This window comes from Salinisphaera dokdonensis CL-ES53 (genome assembly GCF_040361215.1).
Lineage (GTDB): Bacteria > Pseudomonadota > Gammaproteobacteria > Nevskiales > Salinisphaeraceae > Salinisphaera > Salinisphaera dokdonensis.
The window spans coordinates 382,938-406,080 of the sequence record NZ_APND01000001.1 but is presented as its reverse complement, the minus strand read 5'-3'; the positions used below and the strand labels follow the sequence as shown (position 1 = coordinate 406,080).

The following is a 23,143-nucleotide window of genomic DNA, read 5'->3' as shown; positions in this document are numbered from 1 at the left end:
ATTATAGCCTACAAGAATCATGCACCGGGGCAGGTTTTGATGATCCGGTTGCTTCGACCGGGTATTGGGCGTATTTTGCGCGGTTTCCACGGGCCGGCAGGCAATTTTCAGGCATGCGACACGTCATATCCGTTCTGATGGCCAATGAGGCGGGCGCGCTCGTGCGCGTGGCCGGCATGTTCTCGCAGCGCGGCTTCAATATCGAAAGCCTGAACGTGGCGCCGACCGAGGACAGCGCGGTATCGCGCCTGACGCTGGCGACCAGCGGCACCGAGGACGTGGTCGAGCAGATCAACCGCCAACTGCTCAAGCTGGTCGACGTGATCGATGTCATCGACATGACCGGCGACGAACACCTCGAACTCGAACTGGCGCTCATCAAGGTGCGTGTCGAAGAAGGTGGTACGTCGATCAACGCGCTGGCCGATCCCTATGATGTGGCCGAGATCAGCCGCCACGGTGATCTCGTCACGCTGCGTTATCTGGGCGAGGGCGATGACTTGAACACCTTCATTGCCACGCTTGAGAACGCCGGCATTCTGGTCGAGCTCGCACGCAGTGGCGCGGTCACCATGACGCCCGGCGCCGAAGGGCTGCACTATCACGATCCCAACGGCGAAGCGCTGGCGCACTTCTAATTCATTCAAGACGTCGTGACACGCACGGGGCGTGTCCTTACCTATAAAGCAGGAGAAAGACCTTGAGCATGAACGCGTATTACGACAAGGACGGTGACCTGTCCCTGATCCAGAGCAAGAAAGTAGCCATCATCGGTTACGGCTCGCAGGGCCACGCCCATGCCAACAATCTCAAGGACTCCGGCGTCGACGTAGTCGTCGGCCTGCGTGAAGGTTCTTCCTCGGCCAAGAAAGCCGAAGCCGCCGGCCTGAAGGTCGCCAGCATCGAAGACGCCACCGCGAGTGCCGACGTGGTCATGATCCTGACCCCGGACGAGCACCAGGTGTCGCTCTACAACGAGCAGATCGAGCCGAACATTCAGCAGGGCGCGGCCCTGGGCTTTGCTCACGGTTTCAACGTGCACTTCGAGCTGATCGAGCCGCGTGCCGATCTCGACGTGATCATGATCGCGCCCAAGGGCCCGGGCCATCTCGTGCGTGCCACCTACGAAAAGGGCGGCGGTGTGCCGAGCCTGATCGCGGTCGCACAGGATGCATCCGGCAAGGCCAAGGACGTGGCCCTGGCCTATGCCGTGGCCAACGGCGGCGGCCGTGCCGGCATCATCGAGACCTCCTTCCGCGCCGAGACCGAAACCGATCTGTTCGGTGAGCAGGCCGTGCTGTGTGGCGGCACCATCGCGCTCATCCAGGCCGGTTTCGAAACCCTGGTGGAAGCAGGCTACGAGCCGGAAATGGCGTACTTCGAGTGCCTGCACGAAGTGAAGCTGATCGTGGACCTGATCTACGAAGGCGGCATCGCCAACATGCGCTACTCGATCTCCAACACGGCCGAGTACGGTGACATCACGCGCGGTCCGCGTCTGATCACGGACGAGACCAAGGCCGAGATGCGCAAGATCCTTTCCGAGATCCAGACCGGCAAATTCGCGCGCGAGTTCATCGGCGAGCATCAGGCCGGCAATCCGACGCTCAAGGCGAGCCGTCGTCTGGCCTCCGAGCACCCGATCGAGCAGGTCGGTGACAAACTGCGCGGCATGATGCCGTGGATCGCCAAGGACAAGATCGTCGACAAGTCGCGCAACTGATCGGCTTGACGACGCAACCGTCCCTCTAGAACGGATTCCGCCGCATGCGGCGCAAGACGCTCTTCCATCTGGTACCCGAAGGTTGGGTCGTGCTCATCGGGCTGACCGTGGCGTTCTTCATCGTGAACGCCACGGTCAGTTTCTGGGCCGCCAGCCCGCTATTGCTGCTTTTGATCGGCGGCGGGCTGTATTTTCGGGACTCGCCGCGCAACGTGCCGGCCGAGCCACTGGCGATCATCGCGCCGGTGGACGGGCGCGTCGTACATCGGCGCGAGTGCTATGACCCTTTCCTCGACCGTGAAGCGATCAAGCTGTCGCTGCAGGTCGATGTGTTCGGCAATTACCTGATCCGTTCGCCGGTCGAGGGCACGGTACTCGAACTCACCGGTGAGGCCATCGAGCAACTCGATGGCTGCGCATCACGCATTCTCACCGACGAGGGCGACGATCTGGTGATCGTCATCCGCGAAGGCAGCCTGTTCGGCCTGCGCCCATGCCGTAGCAACTACGGTGAGCGTGTTGGCCAAGGGCGCTGCTGTGGCATGCGCCGGTTGGCGCGCCGTGTCGAACTCTACCTGCCGGTGAATTCCCGGGTGGAAGTCGAACTCGGCGACCGCGTCCGTGGCGGTGCCTGCGTGCTGGCCAAGCTGGTGCACAAGAGCAGCAACGGCCGCGGGGATAATGACGCGGGATAAGAGCCTGTCAGGTTTCCGACGCAAATCACGGCGACAATGATAGGTCTGCCGGCCGCACTGCTTTAGACTCTGTTCCATGAATGATTCCGACACCGTCCGGGAGAGCCGCCGCAAGCGCGGTATCTACCTGCTGCCCAATCTGTTCACGACCGGCACGCTCTTCGCCGGGTTCTACTCGATCATTGCCGCCACCCAGGGCCGGTTCGAGGTTGCGGCCGTCGCCATCTTCGTGGCGATGCTCACCGACATGCTCGACGGGCGTGTTGCACGACTGACGCATACCGAGAGCGATTTCGGCATTCAGTACGACAGCCTGGCGGATCTGGTCGCTTTTGGTCTGGCCTCCGGTCTGCTGGCTTATCTCTACAGTCTGGAAAGCCTGGCTTACTACAGCGACGTGGCCGGCAAGCTGGGCTGGCTGGCGGCGTTCTTCTATGCGGCCTCCGCTGCGCTGCGCCTGGCACGTTTCAACATCACGCGCGGCGGCGCAACCGAGAAGAAGATCTTTCTCGGTCTGCCGAGCCCGGCGGCGGCTGGCCTGTTGGTGGGTTTTGTCTGGGTGGGTGCCGATTTCGGTATCCAGGGCAGTAATCTGGTGGTGTTCGTGTTCGCGCTGACGGTTGCTGCCGGCGTGCTCATGGTCTCCAACGTGCGCTACGACAGCTTCAAGGATCTGAACTTCGGCGAGCGCGTGCCGTTTCGCTACATCCTGTTCATGCTGATCGTGTTCGTGCTGATCGTGATCGACCCGCCGCGTATTCTGTTCCTTGGCTTCCTCGTGTATGCGTTGTCGGGCCCGGTCCAGGCATTGCGTCGGCGCCGTCGGCGTCATCAGCCGCAAGCCTGAGTCCGTCCGGCAGCCTCGGCGCGGTAACGGCTGGCAAACCTCAAGCGAGCGGGTAGGCTAGATTCATGACACCCGGCGAACGCAAGCACATGCTCTCGGCCCTCGGGCTGGTCGACTGGCGGACGCGGCCCGACGGTGTGCTCGCTCGATCGGCGCTTACAGAGGCGCCCGAGGTCGTGGCCACGCCGACGCCTGTCGAGCCCGAGCACTCCAGCGAAGTACAGAAGTCGGAGAGCAACGCCGCGACACAGGTCGACAAGCCGGTCGAGGCCGCGGCGTCCGAGTCGGATGCGAGCGCTGAAGAGTCTCTGGAAATCTCGCCTGAAGCCGACGCGCCGGTTGAAGCGACGGTGGTCGAGGGCGGCGGCGAGTTTGGCCCGGTCTCGTCAATGGACTGGGACGCGCTGGAAGCCTGGCTCGCCACGCGCGATCATCGCGGCGCGACGCGGCCCGTGTTCGGCGTGGGCGCGCGTGATGCCGACGTGCTGATCGTCGGCGAGGCGCCGGGCGCCAGCGAGGATGAACAGGGCGTACCCTTTGTCGGCCGTGCCGGCAAGCTGCTCGATCGCATGCTGTTCGCCATCGGCTGCTCGCGCGCGACCAACGTCTATATCACCAACATCTGCAAGTTCCGGCCGCCCAACAACCGCGACCCGAATCCGGATGAAGTGGCTGCGGACTGGCCGATCCTGGAGCGTCAGATCGAGTTGATGGACCCGAAGCTGGTCGTTGCCGTCGGGCGCGTGGCCGCGCAGACATTACTCGACAGCAAGGACACGCTCGGCAAGCTACGCGGTCGCCTGCATCGCTACCCGCGTCGCGAGCTGGATGTGCTGGTGACTTATCACCCGGCATTCCTGTTGCGCAGCCCGGGCCAGAAAGCCAAGGCCTGGGACGATCTCAAGCAGATCGCGGGTCGGATCGCCGCGCCATGAGCGTCGAGCCGCGCCAGCTCATCGGGGTGCGCGGCATGCGCTCGCGCGATGTGCCGGCCGTGCTCGAAATCGAACAGCTGTCCTATGGCTACCCCTGGAGTGAGCGCATATTCCGCGACTGCCTTCGGGTGGGCTATCACGGGTGGGTCGCGACAGATCTCGATGAGACTGTGGTGGGATACGGGATGTTGTCCGTGGCCGTGGGCGAGGCGCACGTACTCAACCTCTGCGTGGCGCCGGATGCGCGCGGGCGCGGGGTGGCAGGCCTCATTCTCGAGGCGCTCATCAATCAGGCGAAAGCCGAGCGTGCAGAACGCGTATTGCTGGAAGTCCGCCCCTCCAACAAGGCAGCGCGCAGGCTCTACAAGCAACGTGGTTTCCAGCGTATTGCGTCGCGGCCGGGCTATTATCCCTCGCCCGACGGGCGCGAGGATGCACTGCTGCTCGCGCTGGATCTGATCTAGGGGCTTTCAGGCCCGAGGACTAAAGAATCTCAATGAGCGACACGAGCAACCGCCGCGCGCAGTTCGGCTGGGCCTTCTACGACTGGGCGAATTCGGCGTTCTCGACCACAGTGGTCGCCGGCTTCTTTCCGATCTTCTTCAAGACGTACTGGAGTTCGGGGCATCCCGCCGAAACCAGCACGCTGCAACTCGGCGTAGGCAGTGCGCTGGCGAGTCTGATCGTGCTCTTCCTCGCGCCGCTGCTCGGCGCGATTGCCGATCGCAGCCGGCGCAAGAAGCCGTGGCTCGCCGCGGTTACGGGGATTGCAGTCGCCGCGACGGCCGGCCTGTTCTTCGTGGGTGCCGGGCAATGGCTGTTGGCGCTGTCGCTGTTCGTGATCGCCTCGACGGCGTTCTTTCTCGCCATGGTGTTCTACGACAGCCTGATCGTGGATGTCTGCACGCCGGCGGACTACGACCGCGTCTCCGCGCTCGGCTATGGGCTCGGTTATCTCGGCGGCGGGCTGTTGCTGGCCGTGAACGTGGCGATGACGCTCTGGCCGGAGGCGTTTGCACTGGCCGATCGTGCCGCCGCGGTGCGCTGGTCGTTTCTGAGCGTGGCGGTCTGGTGGGCGCTGTTCTCGCTACCGGTATTCCTGCTCGTCGACGAAGGCCGCGATGCGGATACGCCGAGTGCGGGCCGCGCCATGCGCGAAGGGCTGACCGAACTGCGGCTCACCGCGCGCCGCATCTTCAGCGAAAAGCCGGTCCTGACGTTTCTGATCGCCTACTGGCTGTATATCGACGGCGTGCACACCATCATCCGCATGGCGGTCGATTTCGGCCTCAATCTCGGTTTTGGCGAGACGAGCCTGATCACAGCCCTGTTGATGGTGCAGTTCATCGGTTTCCCCGCCGCGATCGCTTTCGGCTGGCTGGCCTCGAAATGGGAAACCAAGAAGGCGATCTACGTCGGGCTCGCGGTCTATGCCGGCGTCACCGCCTGGGGCTATTTCCTCGCCTATGAATGGCAGTTCTATGTGATGGCGGCCGTGATCGGGCTGGTGCAGGGCGGCGTGCAGTCGTTGTCGCGATCCTATTTCGCACGCCTGATTCCGGACGGGCGCGCCGGCGAGTATTTCGGCATCTACAACATGATGGGCAAGTTCGCCGCCGTGATCGGGCCATTGCTGGTGGGTGTGACCGCGGCGCTGTCCGGCAGCGCGCGCCTGTCGATCCTGTCGGTGCTGGTGCTGTTCGTGGCCGGCGGCTGGTTGTTGACCCGGGTCGATGCGCGTGAAGCGCCAGGGGCCGCCTGAACGCGCCCGACAAAGGCTAGCCGCTGATCTGGCTGTCGTCGCGCGGCGGCGCCTTCATCCATTGCTGTACGGCTTCGGGAAGCTCGCGTGGCTGCGGATCAAAACCCTGGCTGCGCAGCCAGTCGCGTACCGCAAGCCCTGTGCCGCCCGGCCAATATTCGGCGGCGGCCTTCTCGACATGAAAATAGTCGACCAGCTCCGGATCGAGCGTGATTTCGCCCTCGCCGACGAGGTGATAAGCCAGCAGCAGCTGGTTCTTGCGGGCGAAGCCGTAGGCGCCGACGAAGGTGGTAATCCGCGTGTCGATCCCCAGCTCCTCGGCGACCTCGCGCACGACACCGTCCTCCGGCGTTTCGCGCGGTTCCAGAAAGCCGGTGACCAGGCCGTACATGCCCACGGGCCAGAGCGCGTTGCGTGCGAACACCAGCTTGCCTTCATGTTCGACGATGCCGGCCACGACCGGAATCGGGTTGTCCCAGAATACGAAGCCGCAGCCCGGGTCGGAACAGATCGGGCGTTCGAAGCCGTTGATCTCGCGCTGTTCGAGTGCGCTCGCGCAGATAGGGCAGAAACGGCGGGGATCGGTCATGGTCTACTCCGTGGCGTGACGGCGTCGTGCGTGGCGACGCGGGCGAAAAGCGCGGGCTCGCGCCATGAATTCAAGGCGCAGGCCGCGCTGATCGACGGTGCTATGCCCATAGCGTAACCGCACATAGCGGCTCGTGAGGTCGTCGATCGCGCCGGCCAGGTCGGGCCGCAAGGCCGCCACACGTTCACCGTAGGCGCGCGGTCCTTCGCTGGGCCCGCGCGGATAACCGATCGTGGCCAGGCGTACACAGACCTGCCGCCAGGCGCGTACCACCGGGTCGGCGTCGGCAACCTTGCGCAGTCGCCAGGCGATGCCGACCGAGACCAGCGTAAGCAGGCCGACCACGCCCACGGTCAGCGCGAGCAACGCCTTACCCCAGCCGCCGCCGAGGCCGAGCATGTCGAGCACGCGTTGTTGCAGGCCCGGCCCGTAGGCGAGAAACCAGCGGTTCCAACCGGCGTTGATGCCATCCCAGAGCATCTGCACGCGATACCAGGCATCGCCGCCGCCGCGGGCCATATAGGGCAGGGCATCGCGATCGGCGATCGAGGCCGCGACACCGGATTCGATACGCCCCGGCGCGACCGCAGCGGTCGGGTCGATCCGTACCCAACCGCGACCTTTGAGCCACACCTCGGCCCACGCATGGGCATCGGAATTACGCACCACCCAGTAGTCGCCGACGGTGGCCTTTTCAGCGCCCTGATAGCCGGTCACGACCCGCGCCGGCACGCCGGCCGCGCGCATGAGAAAAGTGAAGGCGCCAGCATAGTGTTCGCAGAAACCGGCGAGCGATTCGAACAGGAAATCGTCGATGCTGCTATCTCGACGGGTCGCCGGGGGCGTCAGCGTGTAGTGAAAAGGCTGCTGGCGAAAGCGCGTGAGCGCCGCGTCGACGACCTGGGCAGGATCGAGACCCTGGGCGCGCCAGCGTCGCGCCAGCGCGCGGGCCCTGTCATTGCCGTCTACCGGCAGCAGGAGCGCGCGTCGACGGGTGGTGTAGGCGAGTTCGCCGTCGAGCATGCCACCGCTGATCGAGGTCGCCCGGTAGCGGATACGCTGATCGATATCGTCACGCGCAGTAAGCGTCGCCCCGGCGCTGCGCGTGGTCGGTCGGTCGGCGCCGACCGGCACGTCGAGCGCGATCAGCCAGTCGTGACGGGTCGGCTCCAGGGTGATATCAACCCGCCATCGGCGCCCGTTGGCGGCGTCGAGGTTGGCGTCCGGCAGGCGTTCGTTGGCCTGGTTGATCGACCAGGTGCGGCCGTCGAAATCCCAGAGCACGGGCCCGCGCCAATAGCGTTCGGCCGGCGGCGGTATGTCGTCATCGAACCGGGCGCGCAGCGCGACGCCGCCGGATAAGGCGAGATTGGTGATGCTGCCCGGCGACATGTTCTCTGACAGCCCGCTGGTCGCACGCGCGCCGGCATCCGACGGCAGGCCCCAGATCGGCCCGGGAATACGCGGGAACAGCACGAACAGCAGGGCAGCGATCGGCAATGCCTGGGCCAGCAGGCGCGCACTTTCGGCGAGCGTGGCCCGCGGCGGCCCGCCGCTGCCGATATCCACAAAGGCGGCAACAATCACCCAGGTGCCGACCACCAGATACACCGCCATCGCCAGGCTCTGGGAAAACAGAAATTGGGTGACGAGCAGAAAACAGGTCAGCGACAGGAACACCATCGCATCGCGATGGCTGCGGATCTCGCAGAGCTTGAGCGCGAGCAGAAGCACCAGCAACGATACGCCCGCCTCCTGACCGTTCACCCGCCCGAAGCCGACGAATACGGCCGTGAAGGCGGCCGCGGCGAGCGTGAAGCGCACCAGCCGACCGGGCAGCGGCCAGCCGCGGGATGCAGAGATGAACTGCCAGATGATGATCGGCACCGCGAGGCCCAGCACCCACAGCGGCAAGTGGAGCGCGTGCGGAATGGCGATCAGGCTCAGGCATACGACCAGCCGCAGCCGCTGGCTGTCGTCCGGGCCATCCGGTATGTCGCTTGCGCGACTCATGCCAGCGCCAACGCGCGCAGACAGGCCAGCCGGTGGGCCGGAGAGCTGTCTGGGCCGATGCGTTCGTCGTTGACGCGCAGGCCGTAGGCCAGGCTGGCACGGTCGGCGAGCAGTACCCAGCGGGTGAGCTGCGACAGGCGCGCTTCGCGATCGCCCGCGCCGGCAAGTGTCTCGTCGAGCCAGAGTGTCTGGCTGCGGCGCTCCGCGTATTCGCGCACGAGGAGATCGTCGCTACGCGCGCTGGCTTTCCAGTCGATACGGCGCGGCGAATCACCGGCGATATACGGGCGATGGCCTAGAAAATCCTCGTCACCTCGGGCCGTGAGCTGTTCAGCCGGCTGGTCGCCGCCGGCGCGTGCCGGCAGGCGGTCACGTCCGGCGCTCTTCGGATAAACCAGCGTCTGCACATCCGGCTGCAGCCAGCTCCAGGCGCGGAACAGGCCGATCGGGTAGACGCTTTCGAGGCGCAGCCGGGGACAACGCAGCCGTCCGCGTTGTCCCGTTTTGCAGGCGATCGTCACCGTCTGCGTCTCACCCGGGCCGATATCCACGCACACGCTAGCGTCTGCGCCGTCCGCGCTGATGCGCAGGGCACGCCGCGCGCGGCCGGTGACGTGGTTCAGGCTGATCTCGAAGCGCGCGGTATCGGCAGCGAACACCGGCACGGCGTGCACACCGGTGATCTGTACGCCGACGAGATTGGCGTGGGCATGGTGCATCGAGACCAGCGCGACCGCGCCAAGCCAGAAGGTGAGCGCGAAGGCGAGGCTGTTCTCGTAGTTGGTCGCGCCCAGCAGCATCACGGTCAGCAGCAGGGCGAACAGCGCGCCGCTGCGCGTGGGCAGGATATACAGGCGACGCCGCGATACCGCGAGCGGCAGGCCCCGAACCGGCGTGCGGCGATCAATGAACCGCGCGCGGGCGTCGCGGGCGCGTCCGCGCAGGCTCATTGTCGGCATGGCGGAAGATGCCGGCTTCGTTCGCGGCACAGGTTGTACAGCAATTCGTGCAAGAAACTCCCCTCGATCACGAACCGACGCGACCGTACTGAAAGGCCCTGGTTTGTTTGCAGATACGGGCTGGTTTTGGCCCGCGTGCGCTAGATCACGCCAACCTGTTCGCGCAGCAACGCGGAGGCACGTCCGTCGCCTGCATCACGACGGATCAGGCGATGATCGACCACGGCCGGCAATACTGCCTGGACGTCTTCGGGCATGACGAAGTCGCGGCCGTCGATCAGCGCCCAAGCCTGTGCAGCGCGCCGCAGCGCAAGCCCGGCACGCGGCGACAGGCCCTGCTCGAATACCCCGCTACGCCGCGTGAAGCCCACCAGCTGCAGCAGGTAGTCGATCACCGCATCCCGCGTGTGCACATCGGCAGCCGCCTGCTGCCAGCGCAGCAGTGTCTCGGCATCTGCGACGGCTTCCAGCGGCGCTCGCCGGCGACTGCCTTCGGCCAGCAGGCGCCGCTCGGCGCTGTCCGGCGGATAGCCGAGATCGATACGCATCAGAAAGCGATCCAGCTGGCTGTCGGGTAGCGCAAAGGTGCCGCTGTGGTCGACGGGGTTCTGGGTCGCGATCACGGCAAACGGGTTGCCCAGTTCACGGGTGCGGCCTTCGATGGTGACCTGGCGTTCGGCCATGGCCTCCAGCAACGCGCTTTGCGTACGCGGGCTGGCGCGGTTCACTTCGTCGGCCAGCACCAGCTGCGCAAAGATCGGCCCGGCATTGAAATGAAACGCTGCCGCATTGCGGTCGTACACCGAAACGCCAAGGATGTCGCTGGGCATCAGATCACTGGTGAACTGAATCCGCGAAAAAGTCAGGCCCAGAGCTTGAGCAAGACTGTGCGCGAGCGTGGTCTTGCCGACGCCGGGCACGTCTTCGATCAACAGGTGACCGTCGGCCAGCAGGCAGGCCAGGGCAAGCCGGATCCGTTCGTCCTTGCCGAATACACGGCTCGCGACGGCGCGCTGAACCTCGGCAAGTTCGGCGCCTATGGCGGTATCGGCGGCGCGCGCAGCGCGGCGGCCGGCAGAAGCACTGGGCGTCATGGGCGGGTATCACGGCTAGGACGGGACATGCTGAGCGCCAGATTACCGAATGCGCGCGCACGTTGACACTTCGGGGGTCGCCGGTAATATGAAAATATAGATTACCGAAAATAAGAGCGGGCCGGGCACGGTTCGGGGAGATGGATTATGGCGGTCATGCGATGGGCAGCGGGTCGAGTGGCGCGACGGGCGGCGGTGGCCGTGGTTGTAGTCGGGGTCATGGGCCTGACGATGGTCGCCCACGCCGCGCCGTCGCAAGAAGACACGGCGACCGATGCGGCGGCGATCATGGAAGCCGCGGTCGCCGCGCCGGGGCCGGGGCCGGGGCTCAGTGTAGATCCGGCGTTGCTGGCCGAAGCGCTGGCATGCAACGACGCGGGTAGTCGCGACGGGGCGGTGCTGCTCGTGCACGGCACGGGACTCACGGCCAGCGAGAGCTGGGATCAAACCTATGTGCCGGTACTGACTGCCGATGACTACAGCGTTTGTACTGTGCGTCTGCCGATGCGCGCCCTGGCTGATGCCCAGGTCTCCAGCGAATACGTGGTGTACGCGGTGCGTGAACTCTACGAACGTTTTGGCGGCGCGGTGGATGTGATTACGCACAGCCAGGGCGCGCTCGAAGCCCGCTGGGCGGTTCGTTTCTGGCCGGATATCGGCGACAAGCTCGATGATCTGATCATGCTCTCGGGATCGAATCATGGCACGATCGCGGCCGATGCGATCTGTCTGCAGCAGCTCAAGGGCTGTACCGAGTCGGTCGCCCAGCAGCGCCCCGGTTCATTGTTTCTGGCCGCGCTGAATAATGGCGACGAAACGCCGGCCGGGCCGGATTACAGCAGCATCTACAGTTTCACCGACGAAATCGTGGTCACCAGCGCGCTCAATCCCTCGCCGGCGATTGCGGGCGCAAGCAATACGGCAGTGCAGGAAATCTGCCCGTTCCGCCCGGTTTCGCATATCCAGATGATCACCGACACGGTCGCCTATGCGCTCGTGCGCGATGCCCTGGACAACGAGGGCGCGGCCGATCCCGAGCGTATCGATCGCAAGCGGGTCTGTACGCGATTGGTCGCCGACGGGATGACCCCGGTCGACGCGCTGATCAACGCGTCGACCTACCTGCCGGCCGGCGCCTCGATCTTTCTGACCCGCGGCATGGCCGAGCCGGCGCTCAAGCCCTATGCGCTGGCTGCGTTGCCGGCAGAGGCTCAGGCGCCGTCGTTGCGCCCCGTGCGTTCGCTGTTGTCGTCGGCGTTCGGGCTGGCCGGATCGCGCTGACCGTCGCCGCTCTTGCCGCGCTCGTAGTCACCCTCGATCACTGCGTTCGGGTTGGGCCGTGAATGCTGGCCGCGGCCGGCATAGCGCTCGTTGGCGCCGCCTGCCGGTTGCATGATCACCACGCGGGAGAGAAGCCGTCGCGCGATCTTCTGGCGCAGGCCGGGTACGAGCAGCACAAAGCCCAGTGCGTCGGACAGAAATCCCGGCGTGAGCAGCATGAAACCGGCCAGCAGCAGGGCCGCGCCGTCGAGCATGGGCAGCGCCGGCATTTCGCCCCGGGCCTGCGACTCGCGAATGCGTGACAGCACGGTGAGGCCCTGACGGCGAACCAGTTGGCTGCCGATCACGGCGGTGAGAAGCACCAACGCAATGGTCGGAAAGAAGCCGATCGCGCCGCCGATCTTGATGAGCAGGTAGAGCTCGAGAATCGGCAGGGCGATGAACAGGATCAGCAGTCGTGCGGCCATGATGTTCTATCCTCGATCGTTGTCTATAAGGCCGCGATACGCTGGCGTTGTTCCGCCAGCTCGGCGGCTTCGCGTTCGACACTGGCCTGCTGTTCGCGGGCCTTGTCGACCACGTCCTGCGGCGCCTTGGCGACGAACGATTCGTTGGAAAGACGCCCGCGGATGCCGGCCAGGTCCTTTTCGAGCTTGGCGATACGCTTGTCCAGGCGGGCGAGTTCGGCGTCCTGGTCGATCAGTCCGGCCAGCGGCACGCGCAGCTGCATCTCGCCGACCAGCGCAGTGGCGGCCTCGGGCGCGTCGTCTGCCGTAACTTCTTCGATCGATTCGACCCGGGCGAGGAAGTCGATGGCCGCGCGGTGGGTGGCAAGCCGTTCGCGGTCGCTGTCGCTGACGTTGGCGACCATGATCGGCATGGTCTGGCTCGGCGCGATATCCATCTCGCCGCGGATCGTGCGCAGGCCGGCTATTACATCACGCAGCCAGTCGATCTCGGCCTCGGCGGCCGCATCGATACGCGCTTCGTCTGCACGTGGGAACGGCTGAACGGAAATGCTTTCGCCTTCTGCGGCGAGTGCTTCACCGCGCGCCAGGGGCGCGACGCGCTGCCAGATTTCTTCGGTGATGAAGGGCATCAGCGGATGGGCGACACGCAGCGTGGTTTCCAGCACACGCAGCAGGGTGCGGCGGGTGCCGGCCTTCTGGGCGTCGCTGCTGTCGCCGGACAGCACGGGTTTGATCAGCTCGAGATACCAGTCGCAGAAGTAGTGCCAGATGAAATCGTGGATTGCTTTCGATGCGAGGTCGAAACGATAGCCGTCGAACTGTTTCGCGACTTCGGCTTCGAGCTTCTGCAGATGCGACACGATCCAGCGATCGGCCTGTGAAAGCTCGATCTCGCTGTCGGCGGCTGGCACATAGTCGTCGCCCACCTGCATGAGCGTAAAACGCGCGGCGTTCCAGAGCTTGTTGCAGAAGTTGCGATAGCCCTCGACGCGGCCGAGATCGAAACGGATATCGCGGCCCGGCGAGGCGAGCGCGGCAAAGGTGAAGCGCAGCGCGTCGGTGCCGTAGGCGGCGATGCCGTCCGGAAACGCCTTGCGGGTGACCTTCTCGATCGCCTTGGCCTTCTGCGGCTGCATCATGTTCGCCGTGCGCTTGGCGACCAGATCCTCGAGGCCGATGCCGTCGATCAGGTCGATCGGATCGAGCACGTTGCCCTTGGACTTGGACATCTTGGCGCCGTCGGAGTCTCGAACGAGACCGTGCACATAGACTTCGCGGAAGGGCACGTCGCCCATGAATTCCATGCCCATCATGATCATCCGGGCGACCCAGAAGAAGATGATGTCGAATCCGGTGACCAAAACGCTGGTCGGGTAGAAGGTTTCCAGCGCGCGCGTGTTCTCGGGCCAGCCGAGGGTGGAGAACGGCCACAGGCCGGAGGAATACCAGGTATCGAGCACGTCCTCGTCCTGGGTGAGCGCAACGTCGTCGGCGAGATTGTTGCGGGCCCGCGTGTCGGCCTCGTCCTTGCCGACATAGACGTTGCCGTCCGCGTCGTACCAGGCGGGGATGCGATGGCCCCACCAGAGCTGGCGCGAGATGCACCAATCCTGGATGTTGCGCATCCATTCGAAATAGGTCTTGTCCCAGTTGCCGGGCACGAACTTGATGCGGCCGTCCTCGACCGCTGCGATCGCCGGCTTGGCCAGCGTCTTCGCGTCCACGAACCACTGGTTGGTCAGCATCGGTTCGATCACGTCGCCCGAACGATCACCGTAGGGCTGCATGATCGCCTTGTCCTCGACCGCGATCATCAGGCCGTCGGCGTCGATCGCTGCGACGATCTGGCGACGGGCCTCAAAGCGATCCAGGCCGCGATATTCGTCGGGCACGAGGTTGATGGCGTCGACATCCGCCGCGCTGGGCGTGGTGCCGGATGCAACGATTTCGGCCGCACGGACAGCCGCGCGCTCGTAGGCTTCGCCGTCGTCGCGCAGGTGCGCGGTGCTGTCCATGAGGCGATACATGGGAATGTCATTGCGCTTGGCGACTTCGTAGTCATTGAAGTCGTGGGCGCCGGTGATCTTGACCGCACCGGAGCCGAATTCCGGGTCGGGATATTCGTCGGTGATGATCGGAATCAGGCGCCGCTGCGCCTTGGGGCCGACCGGGATCTCGCAGCGCTTGCCGACGATGGGCGCATAGCGTTCGTCGTCCGGATGTACGGCAATTGCGCCGTCACCGAGCATGGTTTCGGGCCGGGTGGTGGCAATCGAGATGTAGTCGCGCGTCTCGCGCCGGGTGATTTCGCCGTCGTCGTTCTTCTCGATGTATTCGTAGGTCTGGCCGTCTTCGAGCGGATACTTGAAGTGCCACATATGGCCGGCGACTTCGGCGTTCTCCACCTCGAGGTCGGAAACCGCGGTGTTGAGCACCGGGTCCCAGTTGACCAGGCGCTGGCCGCGATAGATCAGGCCCTTGTCGTACATCGCGACTAACGTGTCGCGCACGGCCTCGGACAGGCCGTCGTCCATGGTGAAACGTTCGCGCGACCAGTCCACCGAGGTGCCCATGCGCCGCATCTGGCGCGTGATATGGCCGCCGGATTCGGCTTTCCAGTCCCAGATGCGATCGGTGAAGGCGTCGCGACCGAGCGAATGCCGCGACTCGCCCTCGGCGTCGACCTTGCGCTCGACGAGCATCTGGGTGGCGATGCCGGCATGGTCGGTGCCCGGCTGCCAGAGTGTGGGCTGGCCGTTCATGCGGTGATAGCGTGTCAACGCGTCCATCAGCGTGTGCTGGAAGGCATGGCCCATATGCAGGCTGCCGGTGACGTTCGGCGGTGGCAGCATGATGCAGTAGGGGTCGCCCGGGGCGTCGAAATCCGGCGCGAAATAGCCGCGCTCCTCCCATACGGGGTACCAGCGCGCTTCGATGGTATGGGGGTCGAAGGTCTTGTCCAGCTCGGCCATCAGAAAAAGCCTTTCAGCCCGAATCCCGGGCCTGTCGTTCGTTAAAAATGAAGCAGGCGCGCGTTAACCGGCCGCAATCTTGTGCGTGGTCAGCGTGTAACCGCGATCCTTGTAGAAACGATACCGCGAACGGGCGCTGTCGACATCGGCGGGTGCGACGATCTCGTTATGCCGGGCGAAGCGCGAGAAGAACCCGCCGACATCTCCGCCGACGTTGATCAGTATGTCGTCGAAGCCGGCCGGGGGCGCCCCGGCGCCGATCACCACTGGAGTGAGATGGTCATCGGCGGCCAGCGCTGCGACGCTCGCATGCGGAACGAAACTGCCCTGGCGAAATTGCCAGAGCAGCTTGTCGAGTGCGTCCGCCTGCGCGTCGTCGGCGACATGCAGATAAATGCGGTGCCCGCCGTCGTAGGCCTTTTCGGTCAGACGACAGGCAAAGCGCATGTTCGCGTCGGCGGCCTCGTCTTCCAGGATGTAGAAGAAGACTTCGGTCATCGCGGGTGGCGTATCAGTCCTGCTGCGAGCGCTCGATCAGGTACTGCACGAGCAGGCCGACCGGGCGGCCGGTCGCGCCTTTTTCCGCGCCGGACTTCCAGGCCACGCCAGCAATATCCAGATGCGCCCAGCGCAGCTTGCGCGCGAACCGATGCAGGAAGCTCGCGGCGGTGACCGCGCCGGCCTGCTTGCCGCCTACGTTGGCCATGTCGGCGAAGTTGGAATCCAGCTGCGACTGGTAGTCCTCCCACAGCGGCATGGGCCAGGCGCGGTCGCCCACGTTCTCGCCGGCATCACGCAGGCTGCGACGCAGCGGGCTGTTGTTTGAGAACAGGCCCGCGGCATGCGAACCGAGTGCCACCACACAGGCGCCGGTGAGCGTGGCCATGTCGACCACGGCGTCCGGCTGGTAGTTGCGCTCGACATAGGTCAGCGCATCGGCCAGGGCCAGACGGCCCTCGGCGTCGGTGTTGAGGATCTCGATGGTCTGGCCGGACATGCTGGTGAGGATGTCGCCCGGCTTGTAGGCGTTGCCGTCGGGCAGATTCTCGGTCGCCGGCACCACGCCTACGACGTTGATCGGCAAACCGAGCTCGGCGGCGGCCTGAACCGCACCGAACACGCTGGCGGCACCGCCCATGTCGTATTTCATCTCGTCCATGGCCGCACCGGGCTTGATGCTGATGCCGCCGGCGTCGAAGGTCACGCCTTTGCCGACGAGCACGATCGGCTTGGCGTTCTTCGGACCGTTCATGTATTCCATGACGATCAGCTTGGCCGGCTGGCTCGAGCCCTGGGACACGCCCAGCAGCGCGCCCATGCCGAGCGCTTCCATGTCGGCTTCTTCCAGCACATTGGTCTTGACCGTGTTCGCGCGCTCGGACAGCGACTGCGCCTGCTCGGCCAGATAGGTCGGGGTGCAGATATTGCCCGGCATGTTGCCGAGGTCTTTCGCGAACTTCACGCCGTTGGCCGTGGCCACGCCTTCGTCGACACCGCGCTCGGCTGCCGGCAGGTCGGAGCGGCGCGGAACCTGGAACACGATGCGCGAGAGCTTGCGGCTGTGCTTTTCATAGCCCGGGCCGCGGCAGGCCTCGAAGCGATAGAAGGTGTCCTCGATGGTCAGCAGTGCCTGCTTGACCTGCCAGCCGTAATCGTCGCGGCCCTTGACGTTGAGTTCGGTCAGGTAGATTGCGGCATCCACGCCGCCCATCTCGTCGAGTTTCTTCGCGGCGGCCTGGCAGGCGCTACGATAGGAGCGCGCATTGAAATCACGTTCCTTGCCGCAGCCGACCAGCAGGATACGATCACAGAACAGATCTTCCAGGCCGTGCAGAACCGTCGTCTGGCCGAGCTTGCCATCCATGTCGCCACGCCGCATGACCGAGGCGATCAACCCGCCGCTGACCGCATCCAGTGCTTCAGCTTGCGTTGAAGGCTTGCGGCGATCGAAGATACCCACGACCACGCAGCCCACGCGCTGCTTTTCTGGACTGCCACTTTTGACGAGATATTCCATGGAGTGCTCCTGCAAGGCTGAATATTTCAGACCGCGTAAAGCGTCGGCAGTTTCAGCCCTTGGAAAGGGTTACGCGCCGAACGCACGTCTACGCTGTAATGTTCGAAGGCCGCGCAGTTTACAGAAAACCACGAAAAATTCATCCCCGTCGCAGTCGTTACCGCCAATAATGAAGTCTTCCATCGCAATACAAGCCAGGCGGGATCATGACTAGAGTCATCTTTCGTTATCTGTTCCTCGAGGTCAGCCGGACCTGGTTGGTCGTGGCGGGCGTACTTTTGTTTCTGACGCTGGGTCTCGGCTTCGCGCGCTTCATTGCCGATGCGGCAGCCGGCGAGTTGCCTGTGAACACGGTTCTCGAACTCGCCGTGTATAAGCTGGTGGAAAATCTGGAAATCGTGCTTCCGGTGTCCATGCTGCTGGGTGTATTGCTCACGCTGGGGCGGCTGTGCCGGGACAACGAGATGGCGGCCTTGTTTGCCGGTGGCGCGGGGCTGCGCACTGTCTATGCACCGTTCATCTGCCTGGCTGTCATCGTGGCGATCGCTGCCGGTGCAATGTCGATTTTCGCCGCGCCCAAGGCCGAACAGGCCATGGCCCGTATCGGCGCAGAAGGTGCGACCACCGTCCTGGAAACCCTGGCCCCGGGTCGTTTCCGGACTTTTCTCGATGGCGATGCAGTGTTCTACGCAGAGAGCCGCGATAGCGATGACAATCTGCGCGATGTGTTCATCCGCGTAGAGCGCGAAAACGAGAAAGGTGAGCCCAGCCAGACCATCGTCACCGCCGATCGCGCACGCCAGCAGACCGACGACGAGACCGGACGGGTCACTCTGGTTCTCGACAAGGGCTGGCGTTACGAGGGCAACCCCGGCCAGGCGAACTATCGTGTCATTGAGTTTGCCGAGCACGGCGTGCAGGTGGCCGCGCCGGCAGGCGAGGCCAGCGATGACGTCGATTCGCAGAGCTTGTCCGCGTTACTGGCGAGTGATGACCCGGAAGCGGCTGCGGAATGGCAGACCCGCGTATCCGTGCCCGTCTCGATCTTGATTCTTGCCCTGCTGGCCTTGCCGCTGGGCCGTGTGCCCCCGAGGGCGGGCCGCTATGCGCGGGTGATCGCCGGTATTCTCATCTACGTGATCTATGTGAACGCGGTGCATCTGGCCGCCGTCGCCGTGGAGGACGAAACCATTCCGGCAGTTATCGGTGTCTGGTGGGTGCATCTGATCGTGCTCGCGGTGGCCGTGAGTATGGTCATGCGCGAGCAGGGCTTCTTCGCGCGTCGCAAGGGAGCCGCGGCATGAACATCATTGATCGCTATATCAGCCGCACGATTCTCGTCGCCACGGGCGTGGTCGCGCTGGTCGTGGGCGCGCTCGTGGCGCTGTCGGTTTTCATCGGCGAGGCCGACAACATCGGCGATGGCAGCTTCGGCATTCTGCAGGTGATTTTCTACACGCTGCTCAAGCTGCCCAGCAATCTCTATCTGGTACTGCCGGTCGTCGCGCTGCTGGGCTCGTTGCTGGCGTTGGGCGCGCTGGCAGCCGGCAGCGAACTCATCGTGGTGCGCGCTTCCGGTGTATCCATGCGCCGGCTGGCGCTGTCGGTGTCGATCGCCGGTGTGTTGCTGTCCGTGCTGGCAGTGGGCGTCGGCGAGTATCTCGGCCCGGCCGGTGTGCGGGCTGCCGATGCGATGCGGGACGAGGCGCGCCATGGCCGCGTGGCCGACTCGATCGAGGACGGGCTCTGGCTGAGACAGGGAACCACGGTGGTGCGCATTGACGGCACCTTACCGGGCGGGCGCATTACCGGCGTCGACGTGTTCCGCATGAGCGGCGACGGTCAGCTCGAACAGGCGTTGACCGCCGAAACCGGCACGCTCACCGACAGTGGCCTGGAACTCGCCAGCCCGAAGTTCACCCGTATCCAGAAGGACAGCACCGAAACCGGCACGCCCGAGACGCTGACCCTCGATGTCGATATCGACCCGGATGTGCTCGAGCTGGCGGTAACCGAACCCAGCGAGCTGTCGACGCCGGGCTTGTGGCGCTATATCGACTATCTGGATCGCAACGAGATCAACGCCCAGGACTACCGCCTCGCGCTCTGGCGCAACATCGTCAACCCGATCACGGTCTGGGTGCTCGTTGTCTTCGCGCTGCCGTTTGCGTTCGGATCGCTGCGCAGTGCCAGCGCCGGGCAGCGTCTGTTCATGGGCGGGCTGATCGGGCTGGTGTTCTTTCTCGTCAACGAGATCGTTGCGGCCACCGGGCCGGTCTACGGGGTGCCGCCGATGCTCGCGGCCAGTCTTCCGACCGCGCTACTCGCAGTGGCGACCTTTATCTGGATGCGGCGTCTGAATTAGCGATGCCGTTCGGTCAGACGCGGCGACCGATCAATCGCCGCGCGGATGCACGACCAGTTCGGTGCGGCTGGCGATGTCCTGCAGGCTGCGGCGCTGGCTGTCGAACAGGCACCACAGCATGCCGACAATGGACAGCCAGGAAAGCCATGCTGCGACATAACGAATCACGGCCTGATGCCATCGCACCGGGCCGCCGTCGTGATTACGCAGCTGCATCCGCCAGGCCTTCATGCCCAGCGTCTGGCCGCCGTGCAGCCAGAACCACGAGAAGAATAGATAAGGGATGAACAGGAAGTAGAGGCGAACCCACAGGTTCTGGCCGTCTACCGCATGGCCGCCATGAAAAGGCAGCAGCAGCATGCCGGACAGCAGCCAGAGGCCTACGAGCAGGAACAGATCATAGACAGCGGCCGCGAGCCGGCGGGTCAGGCCGGCAGGATAGGGCGATAGCGCCATATCAGCCGATCTCCGGCAGTCGGTTGAACCACGGTGCGGCTTCCTCGAGCTGTGCAGCAAGCTGGAACAACAGCGCTTCGCTGCCGGGGCTGCCGATAAACTGGCTGCCCAGCGGCAGACCGTTTTCGGTCATGTGCAGCGGCACGGACATCGCCGGCACGCCGGTGAGGTTGGCCAGCTGCGTGAACGGCACATGCTTGAGGTTTTCGCGCGCGATCTGCTCGACGATGCCAGAGCGAATCAGCGCTCGCCCGCTGGGCAGGTGCAGCAGCGGGCGCAGGGCCATCAGCTGCCATTTCGGCGTGGCCGATTCGCCGATTCGCGACGGCGGGTTGGCCAGCGTGGGCGTCAGCAGCAGGTCGTATTCGGCATGAAAATCCGCCAGCGCGCGGCGATAGCCCTGCCAGCGACCGAAAGCCTGCATGTATTCCGTGGCCGAGAAGGCACGCCCGACATGGGCCATGGCCCGAGTATCCATCTCGAATGCGTCGGCCTTGGCCCCGGTGCGGGCGCGGATATCATCGACCGCGAGCGTCATCTGCACGAACCACATGGACAGGAAATCGCGGCCGAGTTGCAGACCGTCGATTGCCGGCGCGGCGCGCTCGACCCGATGGCCGAGTGATTCGAGCAGTTTCGTGGTCGTCTTGATGGCGGCATGGGCTTCCGCGTGTAGCGGGATATCAAGCGGCGATTCGTCGAGCACGCCGATACGCAGCGGTTTGGGCGCGGTCGTCATGCCCTGCAGATAGCTGGTTTCGGGCTCGGCGAGGCGAGCAATACCGCCGTGCTCGTAGCCGGCAGTGGCATCCAGCATGGCTGCGCTGTCGCGTACCGAGCGGCTGATCACATGGTCCACCGTCGCGCCGTGCATGAGATCGCTGCGTTCCGGGCCGCCCGGCACGCGTGCGCGACCCGGCTTGAGGCCGAACAGGCCACAGCAGGCCGCCGGAATACGGATCGAGCCGCCGCCATCGTTGGCGCCGGCCATGGGCACGATGCCCGCCGCCACGGCCGCGGCCGAGCCGCCTGACGAGCCGCCGGGCGTGTGGTCGGTGTTCCATGGATTGCGCGCGGCGCCGAATGCTTCGGGCTCGGTTACGCCCTTGGCGCCGAACTCCGGCGTGTTGGTCTTGCCGAAAATGTTGACTCCGCTGGCCATGAAGCGACGCGTGATCTCGGCATGGACCTCGGGTTTGAACTTCGCGTTCTTCAGCGCCGCGTTGCCGTAGCTGCTTTCCACGCCGGCGTAGTCCTGAAACAGATCCTTGAGCAGGAAGGGCACGCCGGTGAAAGCGCCCTCGGACTGAGTACTCGTGGCGCCGGTCTGCGCATGGGCCTCGGCAAAGGCGTCGGCCTGGGCATCCATTCGCCGGATCACCGCGTTCAACGCGGGATTGACCGCCTCCATGCGGGTTCGGGCTGCATCCAGTACTTCGATCGCGCTGACCTGGCGCTCTGCAACCAGTTGGGCCAGCCCGAAGGCATCGTGTTGAACGTAGTCGCTGTATTTCATGGTGCTGTAATCCCGGCAGAAATGGCTTCATACGGCCGCAAACAGCGATCGATGTTAGCAGTCGCGAACCAGCGCCGGGCCCATACGTTGTAAACTACCGCGCGAAACTGACCACCTTTTCAATCGGGGCGATACCATCAACGAGCTACGCGTCATCGAATCGCATGAGCATGGCATTCTGCGTGAGCAGATCAGCCGAGGAGCTCTCGAGACTCTCGAAGGCTTGAACGCGGCCGGTTACCGGGCCTGCCTGGTCGGCGGTGCGGTCCGCGATCTGCTACTCGGCGTGCCGCCCAAGGATTTCGACGTCGCGACAGACGCCGAACCGGAGCAGGTCGTCGAAGTCTTTGGCCGCAAGGCGCGGTTGATCGGCCGCCGCTTCCGGATCGCGCATGTCCGCTTCGGGCGCGAGATCGTCGAGGTCTCGACCTTCCGTGCCGATCCCGGTGCGTCCGATCCCGAAGCCGATACCCGTGAGCTCGATGATGCCGGCCGCGTGCTGCGTGACAACGTATTCGGCTCGATTGCCGAGGACGCACGCCGGCGCGACTTCGCCATCAACGGCCTCTACTACGATATCGCCGACGATTGCGTACACGACTATGTCGGCGGCATGGACGACGTGTCCGCTTGCCGACTGCGTCTGATCGGCGATGCCGATGTGCGTTATCGCGAGGATCCGGTGCGCATGATCCGCGCCGTGCGTATCGCCGCCAAGCTGGGTCTGACGATCGACGAGCCGGCCCGCCCGCCGCGCGAGCTGGTCGGTCTGCTGGCCGACGTGCCCGCTGCACGCATGTTCGATGAAGTGCTCAAGCTGCTCATGAACCCGGCCGGCCCGCGCGTCTATCGGATGCTGCGGGAATACGGCTTGTTCACGCCGTTGTTCGACCAGACTGCCGCCGTTCTCGATTCGCCCGCGGGTGCAGCCAGCGAAGCGTTGATCGAGCAGGCGATCACGAACACCGCGGCACGTATCGAGGCCGACAAGCCGGTTACGCCCGCTTTTCTGTTCGCGGCGCTTCTGTGGCCGGCCGTGCGCGAACGCGCCGCCGAACTGGAGCGTGGCGGCATGCCGCCAGCACCGGCGCTCGCCAGTGCGCAGAGCGATGTGACCGGGCGCCAGGTCCAGCGCGTCGCGATCCCCAAGCGTTTCTCGATCCCCATGCGAGAGATCTGGCATCTGCAGCCGCGCTTCCATCGTCGTCGTGGCAAGCAGCCGTCGCGCATGATCGCGCATCCGCGATTCCGCGCCGCCTACGATTTCCTGCTGCTGCGCGCCGCCGTCGGCGAAGTGGAGCAGGAACTGGCCGACTGGTGGACCACGGCGCAGAACGATCCGTCCACGCCGGCGCCGGGCTCCGGCGCCGCTGCACCGGGCAAGGCGCGCAAACGTCGCCGCGGCGGACGTCGCCGGCGCACCGAATCGGCTTGAGGCGGCGGCCCGGC

21 protein-coding genes are annotated in these 23,143 nt (G+C 64.9%); 11 read left to right on the top strand and 10 right to left on the bottom strand.

The features are described 5' to 3' along the window. Positions 1 to 113 precede the first annotated feature (113 nt). From ilvN to SADO_RS01825, 7 genes are all read left to right on the top strand, one after another. On the top strand, positions 114 to 638 hold the full coding sequence (gene ilvN / locus SADO_RS01855) for an acetolactate synthase small subunit (protein ID WP_353108729.1): 525 nt from the start codon (positions 114 to 116) through the stop codon (positions 636 to 638). A gap of 68 nt (positions 639 to 706) precedes the next feature. Beyond that, positions 707 to 1,723 (top strand): ketol-acid reductoisomerase, encoded by a 1,017-nt coding sequence (ilvC, locus tag SADO_RS01850; RefSeq protein ID WP_353110055.1) that lies wholly within the window; start codon positions 707 to 709, stop codon positions 1,721 to 1,723. A gap of 44 nt (positions 1,724 to 1,767) precedes the next feature. Further along, on the top strand, positions 1,768 to 2,418 hold the full coding sequence (locus SADO_RS01845; protein ID WP_353108728.1) for a phosphatidylserine decarboxylase: 651 nt from the start codon (positions 1,768 to 1,770) through the stop codon (positions 2,416 to 2,418). Positions 2,419 to 2,494: 76 nt separating this feature from the next. Beyond that, positions 2,495 to 3,265 carry a CDP-diacylglycerol--serine O-phosphatidyltransferase gene (pssA, locus tag SADO_RS01840; RefSeq protein ID WP_353108727.1) on the top strand — a complete coding sequence of 257 codons (771 nt, stop codon included), beginning with the start codon at positions 2,495 to 2,497 and terminating at the stop codon, positions 3,263 to 3,265. Positions 3,266 to 3,330: 65 nt separating this feature from the next. Further along, the gene (locus SADO_RS01835; RefSeq protein ID WP_353108725.1) at positions 3,331 to 4,200 is read left to right on the top strand and encodes a uracil-DNA glycosylase; all 870 of its coding nucleotides are present in this window, start codon (positions 3,331 to 3,333) and stop codon (positions 4,198 to 4,200) included. Continuing rightward, the gene (gene rimI, locus SADO_RS01830; protein ID WP_353108723.1) at positions 4,197 to 4,664 is read left to right on the top strand and encodes a ribosomal protein S18-alanine N-acetyltransferase; all 468 of its coding nucleotides are present in this window, start codon (positions 4,197 to 4,199) and stop codon (positions 4,662 to 4,664) included. Before SADO_RS01835 ends, rimI begins: the two co-directional genes overlap by 4 nt. A 32-nt stretch (positions 4,665 to 4,696) precedes the next feature. Then, the gene (locus SADO_RS01825) at positions 4,697 to 5,962 is read left to right on the top strand and encodes an MFS transporter (RefSeq protein WP_353108722.1); all 1,266 of its coding nucleotides are present in this window, start codon (positions 4,697 to 4,699) and stop codon (positions 5,960 to 5,962) included. 16 nt (positions 5,963 to 5,978) lie between these two features. On the opposite strand, the gene SADO_RS01820 is transcribed toward SADO_RS01825, so the two are convergent. From SADO_RS01820 to SADO_RS01805, 4 genes are all read right to left on the bottom strand, one after another. Further along, positions 5,979 to 6,551: an NUDIX domain-containing protein gene (locus tag SADO_RS01820; protein ID WP_353108721.1), complete on the bottom strand. Its 573-nt coding sequence runs from the start codon at positions 6,549 to 6,551 to the stop codon at positions 5,979 to 5,981. 3 nt (positions 6,552 to 6,554) lie between these two features. Continuing rightward, the gene (locus tag SADO_RS01815; protein ID WP_353108719.1) at positions 6,555 to 8,564 is read right to left on the bottom strand and encodes a transglutaminase TgpA family protein; all 2,010 of its coding nucleotides are present in this window, start codon (positions 8,562 to 8,564) and stop codon (positions 6,555 to 6,557) included. Beyond that, positions 8,561 to 9,523 carry a DUF58 domain-containing protein gene (locus SADO_RS01810; RefSeq protein WP_353108718.1) on the bottom strand — a complete coding sequence of 321 codons (963 nt, stop codon included), beginning with the start codon at positions 9,521 to 9,523 and terminating at the stop codon, positions 8,561 to 8,563. Before SADO_RS01810 ends, SADO_RS01815 begins: the two co-directional genes overlap by 4 nt. 140 nt (positions 9,524 to 9,663) lie before the next feature. After that, the gene (locus SADO_RS01805) at positions 9,664 to 10,617 is read right to left on the bottom strand and encodes an AAA family ATPase (protein WP_353108717.1); all 954 of its coding nucleotides are present in this window, start codon (positions 10,615 to 10,617) and stop codon (positions 9,664 to 9,666) included. Between the two features lie 156 nt (positions 10,618 to 10,773). Between SADO_RS01805 and SADO_RS01800 the strand changes: the two genes are divergently transcribed. Continuing rightward, positions 10,774 to 11,898 (top strand): esterase/lipase family protein, encoded by a 1,125-nt coding sequence (locus SADO_RS01800; protein WP_353108715.1) that lies wholly within the window; start codon positions 10,774 to 10,776, stop codon positions 11,896 to 11,898. Here the strand turns inward: SADO_RS01800 and SADO_RS01795 are convergent. The 4 genes from SADO_RS01795 to SADO_RS01780 all read right to left on the bottom strand — a co-directional run bounded on the left by SADO_RS01795 (position 11,829) and on the right by SADO_RS01780 (position 17,357). Continuing rightward, the gene (locus tag SADO_RS01795) at positions 11,829 to 12,365 is read right to left on the bottom strand and encodes an FxsA family protein (RefSeq protein ID WP_353108714.1); all 537 of its coding nucleotides are present in this window, start codon (positions 12,363 to 12,365) and stop codon (positions 11,829 to 11,831) included. The genes SADO_RS01800 and SADO_RS01795 overlap by 70 nt on opposite strands. A 23-nt stretch (positions 12,366 to 12,388) precedes the next feature. Then, on the bottom strand, positions 12,389 to 15,340 hold the full coding sequence (locus SADO_RS01790; protein WP_353108712.1) for a valine--tRNA ligase: 2,952 nt from the start codon (positions 15,338 to 15,340) through the stop codon (positions 12,389 to 12,391). A gap of 63 nt (positions 15,341 to 15,403) precedes the next feature. Beyond that, the gene (locus tag SADO_RS01785; RefSeq protein WP_353108710.1) at positions 15,404 to 15,838 is read right to left on the bottom strand and encodes a DNA polymerase III subunit chi; all 435 of its coding nucleotides are present in this window, start codon (positions 15,836 to 15,838) and stop codon (positions 15,404 to 15,406) included. Positions 15,839 to 15,851: 13 nt separating this feature from the next. Further along, a complete protein-coding gene (locus SADO_RS01780) occupies positions 15,852 to 17,357 on the bottom strand; it encodes a leucyl aminopeptidase (protein ID WP_353108709.1) in 1,506 nt (501 codons plus the stop codon). 206 nt (positions 17,358 to 17,563) lie between these two features. Here SADO_RS01780 and lptF point away from each other — a divergent pair, with 206 nt between their 5' ends. Further along, on the top strand, positions 17,564 to 18,661 hold the full coding sequence (gene lptF, locus SADO_RS01775) for an LPS export ABC transporter permease LptF (protein ID WP_353108708.1): 1,098 nt from the start codon (positions 17,564 to 17,566) through the stop codon (positions 18,659 to 18,661). Further along, positions 18,658 to 19,722: an LPS export ABC transporter permease LptG gene (gene lptG, locus SADO_RS01770; protein ID WP_353108706.1), complete on the top strand. Its 1,065-nt coding sequence runs from the start codon at positions 18,658 to 18,660 to the stop codon at positions 19,720 to 19,722. Before lptF ends, lptG begins: the two co-directional genes overlap by 4 nt. Positions 19,723 to 19,752: 30 nt before the next feature. On the opposite strand, the gene SADO_RS01765 is transcribed toward lptG, so the two are convergent. Both SADO_RS01765 and SADO_RS01760 read right to left on the bottom strand, forming a co-directional pair. Next, on the bottom strand, positions 19,753 to 20,178 hold the full coding sequence (locus tag SADO_RS01765; protein WP_353108705.1) for an RDD family protein: 426 nt from the start codon (positions 20,176 to 20,178) through the stop codon (positions 19,753 to 19,755). A 1-nt stretch (position 20,179) separates the two neighbouring features. Then, a complete protein-coding gene (locus SADO_RS01760; RefSeq protein ID WP_353108703.1) occupies positions 20,180 to 21,694 on the bottom strand; it encodes an amidase in 1,515 nt (504 codons plus the stop codon). Between the two features lie 82 nt (positions 21,695 to 21,776). Here SADO_RS01760 and pcnB point away from each other — a divergent pair, with 82 nt between their 5' ends. Then, positions 21,777 to 23,129 carry a polynucleotide adenylyltransferase PcnB gene (pcnB, locus tag SADO_RS01755; protein WP_434547884.1) on the top strand — a complete coding sequence of 451 codons (1,353 nt, stop codon included), beginning with the start codon at positions 21,777 to 21,779 and terminating at the stop codon, positions 23,127 to 23,129. The last annotated feature ends 14 nt before the right edge of the window (positions 23,130 to 23,143 follow it).